Here is a 1,744-nt window from a genome sequence, read left to right on the forward strand (position 1 = left end):
AACCAAGTCTACCGGCCCCGTTAAAGATCCCTAGCACACCAACTAATGCGGCTGCCTGAATAGTCGTCATGCCAATACTATCAATCGCCATTGGTTTGGCAGCCGAGAGAATGGCGATACCGCAAGTCACATTAATAAACAACATTAGCCATAAATAATAAAAGCGTTTTGTTTTAACTGCTTGATTTGCTGTCAATTGAGAAAGATCTTCTTTAACTTCCGTTTTACCTAAACGAACTTTTTCAATAAATCCAGGCGGTGCCCATCCTTCTTCTGGTTTTTCTAGATACAGGGAAGAAAGTAACATAATTAAGAAATACGATACACCGAGAATATAAAAAGTGTTCTGTAATCCGACATTGCTGATCAAGTATTCCATGATCGGACTACTGATGGCTGCAGCAAACCCAAATCCCATGATGGCCAGTCCCGTAGCAAGCCCCCTGCGATCAGGGAACCATTTGACGAGTGTAGAAACAGGTGCAATATATCCTACTCCTAAGCCGATTCCGCCGAGCATACCGTAAAAGACATACAGCAAAGGCAATGAAGACATACCTACTGCGAGTCCGGAACCTGTCACTCCCACTCCGAAGAACACAGCTGCAAGTAAACCTGCTTTTCTTGGACCATATTTCTCTACAAAATGACCTAAAAAAGCAGCTGATAAACCAAGAAATAAAATGGCTATACTAAACGTCAGCTGTACTTGGCTTGTGGTCCATCCAAACTCTTCAATGAGTGGATTAGTGAAGTTACTCCAGGCATAAACAGATCCGATAGAAATGTGAATACCTACTGCAGATAACGCGATCAGCCATCTGTTCTTCGTTTTTTTCATTCGTAGTCCTCCTTTTAACAAAATTCTTCCACAGCTCCAATTCCAGTAACAAAAACCTTGACTAATCGGTATTGTAAAAGAATAGTTGACACACTACCTAGTCATAAAATTACAATAAAAGGGAGATAATTAAGCAATTACTGGAATGTAAGAAGGGATTAAGGAGTATAATATTAGTAATTCACAAAATTGTCAATATTACATTTTCATGGAATCGAAAAAAGATTAGTGGTATCCATGACGATTCTTTCAGGATGTGTGTACACATTAAAAGATCTTCCACGAATGAATCCAACCGTCGTTATTCCTAAATCGTCAGCTAAACTCAAAGCTAATTCAGTAGGTGCAGACTTTGATAATACAATTTCACAACCAATCTTAGCGACTTTAAGTAATATTTCGGAGGAGATTCGTCCGCTGAACACAATGATTTTATCTCGCACAGAAATATCGTTCCTCAGACAGTGTCCATAAATTTTATCTAACGCATTATGGCGGCCGATATCCATACGGGATAATAATAATTGATCTGGAGCGCACAAAGCAGCATTGTGTACACCACCAGTATGGCGGAACATTTCTGCCTGTTCTTCCATTTGATGCATCAAGGAAAATATTTGTGCAGGTATCAGTTGAACAGAAATACTATCCATCTTTTTCGCTGTCAGTGCATCATTTGCAAAGATATAGCCTTGTCTGCTCATGCCGCAACAAGATGTGATATACCGTTTATTCTGCAATTGTTCAAAGAAAGGGTAGACTTTATCCGTATCGATGTAAATGAAGCCATTTTCAAGATCAAGTCGAATATCTTTGATTTGTTCCCACTTAGGTACGATTCCTTCTGAAGCCAAGAAGCCCACAGTCATATCCTCAATATATTCCGGAGTACATACGATCGTC

General features: G+C 39.6%; 2 protein-coding genes. Both read right to left on the minus strand.

Translation table 11 applies throughout. The features are described from left to right. Positions 1 to 841: L-lactate MFS transporter (locus tag CVD27_RS19270; protein ID WP_101649533.1), on the minus strand; the 841-nt coding region annotated here is incomplete at its 3' end. A 206-nt stretch (positions 842 to 1,047) separates the two neighbouring features. Further along, on the minus strand, positions 1,048 to 1,744 hold a 697-nt coding region (gene fdhD / locus CVD27_RS19275), incomplete at its 5' end, for a formate dehydrogenase accessory sulfurtransferase FdhD (RefSeq protein WP_101649534.1).

Source organism: Neobacillus cucumis, from assembly GCF_002860255.1.
Classification (GTDB): Bacteria; Bacillota; Bacilli; order Bacillales; family Cytobacillaceae; genus Neobacillus; species Neobacillus cucumis_A.